At 64.7% G+C, this 4,325-nt stretch carries 7 protein-coding genes; all 7 read left to right on the top strand.

Annotated features, from left to right (window positions below):
- Window positions 1-498 (top strand): methyl-accepting chemotaxis protein (locus AAG821_RS21930; protein ID WP_341915976.1); only part of this gene is annotated, 498 nt, incomplete at its 5' end.
- A gap of 324 nt (window positions 499-822) precedes the next feature.
- Window positions 823-1,320, top strand: a complete 498-nt coding sequence (locus AAG821_RS21925; RefSeq protein WP_341915975.1) for a hypothetical protein — start codon at window positions 823-825, stop codon at window positions 1,318-1,320.
- Window positions 1,321-1,490: 170 nt separating this feature from the next.
- Window positions 1,491-2,081 carry an imidazoleglycerol-phosphate dehydratase HisB gene (gene hisB / locus AAG821_RS21920; protein ID WP_341915974.1) on the top strand — a complete coding sequence of 197 codons (591 nt, stop codon included), beginning with the start codon at window positions 1,491-1,493 and terminating at the stop codon, window positions 2,079-2,081.
- 8 nt (window positions 2,082-2,089) lie between these two features.
- Window positions 2,090-2,569, top strand: coding sequence for a DUF2628 domain-containing protein (locus AAG821_RS21915; RefSeq protein ID WP_341916468.1), 480 nt, complete (start codon window positions 2,090-2,092; stop codon window positions 2,567-2,569).
- Between the two features lie 13 nt (window positions 2,570-2,582).
- Window positions 2,583-3,227, top strand: coding sequence for an imidazole glycerol phosphate synthase subunit HisH (gene hisH / locus AAG821_RS21910; RefSeq protein ID WP_341915971.1), 645 nt, complete (start codon window positions 2,583-2,585; stop codon window positions 3,225-3,227).
- A 23-nt stretch (window positions 3,228-3,250) separates the two neighbouring features.
- Complete coding sequence (locus AAG821_RS21905) at window positions 3,251-3,799, top strand: GNAT family N-acetyltransferase (RefSeq protein ID WP_341915970.1); 549 nt, start codon at window positions 3,251-3,253, stop codon at window positions 3,797-3,799.
- A partial coding sequence (locus AAG821_RS21900) for a HisA/HisF-related TIM barrel protein (RefSeq protein WP_341916466.1) occupies window positions 3,796-4,325 on the top strand: 530 nt, incomplete at its 3' end. The genes AAG821_RS21905 and AAG821_RS21900, both read left to right, overlap by 4 nt.

Here is a 4,325-nt window from a genome sequence, read left to right as displayed (position 1 = left end):
ATCGAAACCAGTGCGCAGAAGATCTCCGACATCGTGTCGCTGATCGACGAGATCGCCTTCCAGACCAACCTGCTGGCGCTGAACGCCAGCGTGGAAGCGGCGCGGGCCGGCGAGGCTGGCAAGGGCTTTGCCGTGGTGGCGCAGGAGGTCCGTGCGCTGGCCCAGCGTTCGGCCAATGCGTCGAAGGACATCAAGGGCCTGATTTCGGAATCGAACAGCCAGGTGAAAACCGGCGCGGCGCTGGTCAACCAGACCGGCAGCGCGCTGACCGAGATCGTGACGGCGGTGAAGAAGGTTTCGGATATCGTCGCCGAGATCGCCGCTGCCTCCGCCCAGCAGTCGCGCGGGCTGGAGGAGGTCAACGGTGCGGTGGTCAACATGGACGAGATGACCCAGCGCAACGGCGCGCTCGTCGAGCAGACCAATGCCTCCGCCCAGGCTATGGCAAACCAGGCGACCGAACTTGCCGCCCTGCTGTCCCGTTTCCGGCTTAGCTAACGTCCGTTAACCATACCGGGAATAGGGGTTGAGGGAGTTCTATTTCTATTCCTTATTGCATACATTTGTATTCGACAGCATACCGGAAAAGAGGTATCCTCAACCTTTTCCACTCGCCAAAAAAGAGTAGTGGAGCTAGTCTGGACTCGCAGAACGAGTCCGATTGACTGTAATCAAAGGATTTTTTTACCAGTCCTCCGCCGGGAGCAATGTTACATGGTTAACTTCAGCCATAGACAACAAAGCCAGTGAAGCAAGGAAATTTTTCCACTCCCTGTCGTTCTGCCCGTGCCCTGACCCTGTGGTTTGGCCGGCCGGAACGGCATGGCTGCTGAAGCGACAGACGACATGCGCGAGCGGCTGGGGCGGGTGCTCTCATTGCTGCAGGCCACCCCGTTGCCGGTGGAACTGATCGACGATCCGGGCCGCACCGGCCAGTGGCTGGTCACGCTGGGCAACCTGCACCAGGCCGTCACCCTGCTGCGCAACATCCGCCTGGCCGACCAGGCCAGCGTGGCGGCTGTGTACGAAACCCGCGGCGAGCGGGTGATGCGGGCCTTCAACCGCATGATCGAGGGCCTGCCGATGACCTGCCTGGGCAGCCTGTCGCCGATCATCAAGCTCGGCCTGATCCGCCCGCTGCTGGCCGAACTCGAGGCCCTGGAACGCCGCCTGCGCGCCCTGCCGCTCAATGAAGTGTCGGTTTTCAGCGCCCGGCTGACCCAGTACCGCAGCACCCTCGCAGCCATGGCGGCCCGACATCTGGCGCCCGATCCGCCGCCCGTCGCACTGCGCCCGCCCTCGGCGGTTCCCGCCCGCTGATTGCCGCCCTAAATCACCCCGATCTGGGCCGGGTATAGGCCGGGCGCGACCCTGAAAGCCAAGGTAGTCACCGCTGCCGGTTCCTGCTATACCGCGCCCGACCCCGGCCGGGGCCCCTCTTGGTATATCGGGCCCGGCTGTGTCAGGCGGGGTGTCGCAAGGAGAGTGTCATGGCCCGTAAGGCCAGCGTTGCCCGGAAAACCAACGAAACCGAAATTGCGGTCAGTGTGAACCTGGACGGCACCGGCACCTATAAGGTGTCGACCGGTGTCGGCTTCCTCGACCATATGCTGGAGCAGCTGTCGCGCCACAGCCTGATCGACCTCGAAGTCCAGGCCAGGGGTGACATCCATATCGACTTTCACCACCTGACCGAAGATACCGGCATCGCCATCGGCGAGGCCGTGGGCAAGGCGCTCGGCGAGCGCAAGGGTATCAACCGTTATGGCGATGCGCTGATCCCGATGGACGAAACGCTCACCCGCGTCGCCATGGACGTGTCGAACCGCCCGTATCTGATCTGGAAGGTGAATTTCACCAAGCCCAAGCTGGGTGACATGGACACCGAACTGTTCAAGGAATGGTTCCAGGCCTTCGCGCAGAATGCCGGCATCACCCTGCATGTCGAGAATCTGTACGGCGAGAACAACCATCATATTGTCGAGTCCTGCTACAAGGGCCTCGCCCGCGCCTTGCGCCACGCCATCACCGTCGACGCCCGCAGCCCGCATGCGGTGCCGTCGACCAAAGGAACCCTCTAGGGGCTGCCATGCGATTTTTTACCCTGCATGAGCGCCCCGCGAGACCCGGTGGCGATCCTGAAGTGCTGGCTGTGGCGTCTGGCTTCCGCTGGTGGGCCGCTGTTGTGCCGCCGCTGTGGCTGCTGTGGCATCGCCTCTGGCTCGGCTTCGCCCTCTATATGCTGTTCAGCATCGTGCTCGGCATTGCGCTGGCCATCGGCGACATCGCCGATCCGGCCGCCACCGCCATCGGGCTTGCGGTCAGCTTCCTGATCGGTGCCGGCGCGGCCGATTACCGGCGCTGGACCCTGCAGCGGCGCGGCTGGCGTTTTGGCGGCGTGCTGCGCGCCAGCGATGCGGCCGAGGCCGAAGCGCTTTATATACGCAATCGCGGTGCCGGCCTCACGGCGGCACCGCCGGTTGCCGACACGCCATCGTCGCCGCTGGGTTTCCCGCCTGCCGTGCTGCCGCGCGGCGGCAGCAGCGACGCCTTCCCCAGGCTGCTATGAAAACTGTGCTGTCATGAAAGTCGCGCTGATCGATTACGGCTCCGGCAACCTGCGCTCCGCCGCCAAGGCGATCCAGCGCGCCGCCGATGAAAATGCGCTCACGCTGGATCTGAAGGTCACGGCAAGGGTGGAAGATGTGGTCGCCGCCGATGCCATCGTGCTGCCCGGCGTCGGCGCCTTTGCCGATTGCTATCGCGGCCTCAGCAGCCTGGATGGCATGATCGCGGCGCTGAACGATCAGGTCATCACAAAAGCGAAACCGTTTCTGGGTATCTGCGTCGGCATGCAGCTGATGGCGAGCGTGGGCCGCGAGCATGGCGAACATCCGGGGCTCGGCTGGATCGATGGCGCCGTCGAACTGCTGACGCCGTCTGACCCGGCGCTGAAGATTCCGCATATGGGCTGGAACCAGCTCAACCTGCTGCAGCCGCAGCATCCGGTGCTGGCCGGCATCGCGCCCGGGGCGCATGCCTATTTCGTCCACAGCTATCACATGGTGCCGCGCGACCGCGCCGTGGTCCTTGCCGAGGCCGATTATGGCGGCCCGGTCCTGGCCGCCATCGGCCGCGACAACATGGTGGGCACGCAATTCCACCCGGAAAAGAGTCAGGCCACCGGCCTGCGCCTGCTGGCGAATTTCCTGCGCTGGCGCCCGTAACAGGATTGAGTCGGAACACGATCATGAATGCCAAGGTCAAGGACAACACACCAAGCGCACTGGTCGAGAAGGTCGAGGCGCTCAGCGACGACGAGATCGACGAGCTGTGCGATGCCGCCGAAAAGGCGATCATCGACGGTAACGGCTTCGGCTGGCTCAAGGTGCCGCAGCGCGGCGTGCTCGACCGTTACTGGCGCGGCGTGCTGCTGATGCCGCAGCGCGACCTGTTTGTCGCCCGCCTGGATGGCGCCATTGTCGGCTCGACGCAGCTGCTGCGGCCGCCGCCAAACAACGAGGCGCAGGCCCATTCGGCCCAGGTCACCACCTTTTTCATCGCGCCGGATGCGCGCGGCCACGGCCTGGCGCGCGGGTTGATGAAGGCGGTGGAAGATGCCGCCCGCGCGGCCGGCTTCCGCCAGATCGATCTCGACATGCGGGCGACGCAGCTGCCGGCGATCCAGCTGGCCGAAGGGGCCGGCTATCAGCGCTGGGGCACCAAGCCGGGCTATGCCTATGTCGATGGCGCCTATGTCGAAGGCTATTTCTATACCAAGTCCCTGGTGGCCGCATGAGTGCGCTCAATCTCTATCCCGCCATTGATCTGAAGAATGGCGAATGCGTGCGCCTGCAGCAGGGCGACATGGCGCGCGTCACCGTCTTCAATGCCGATCCCGCCGCGCAGGCGAAGGCCTGGGAAGCCGCCGGCTTCCAGTATCTGCATCTGGTCGATCTCGATGGCGCCTTTGCCGGCAAGCCGGCCAATGTCGCCGCGGTCCGGGCAATCCGCCAGGCGATCAGGCTGCCGATCCAGCTGGGCGGCGGCATCCGCGATGAAGCCACCATCGAAAACTGGCTCGATGCCGGCATCAGCCGCGTCATCCTCGGCACCATCGCGGTGCGCGATCCCGAGCTGGTGAAGCGCGCGGCGCGGCGCTGGCCCGGCCGTGTCGTGGTCGGCATCGATGCGCGCTCGGGCCGCGTCGCCGTCGAAGGCTGGGCCGAGGCCAGCGATCTCGATGCCATCGATCTCGCAAAAAAATTCGTCGATGCCGGCGTTGCCGCCATCGTCTACACCGATATCGACCGCGACGGCCTGCT

This window comes from Ferrovibrio terrae, assembly GCF_943372915.1.
Classification (GTDB): Bacteria; Pseudomonadota; Alphaproteobacteria; order Ferrovibrionales; family Ferrovibrionaceae; genus Ferrovibrio; species Ferrovibrio terrae_A.
The sequence above is the reverse complement of the archived record's forward strand: the minus strand, read 5'-3'. Positions and strand labels throughout refer to the sequence as shown.

Excerpts from the sequence above, each read along its gene's own strand:
- AAG821_RS21925 (WP_341915975.1), top strand. The coding sequence starts at position 823 with ATGGCTGCTGAAGCGACAGACGACATGCGCGAGCGGCTGGGGCGGGTG.
- hisB (WP_341915974.1), top strand. The coding sequence starts at position 1,491 with ATGGCCCGTAAGGCCAGCGTTGCCCGGAAAACCAACGAAACCGAAATT.
- AAG821_RS21915 (WP_341916468.1), top strand. The coding sequence starts at position 2,090 with ATGCGATTTTTTACCCTGCATGAGCGCCCCGCGAGACCCGGTGGCGAT.
- hisH (WP_341915971.1), top strand. The coding sequence starts at position 2,583 with ATGAAAGTCGCGCTGATCGATTACGGCTCCGGCAACCTGCGCTCCGCC.
- AAG821_RS21905 (WP_341915970.1), top strand. The coding sequence starts at position 3,251 with ATGAATGCCAAGGTCAAGGACAACACACCAAGCGCACTGGTCGAGAAG.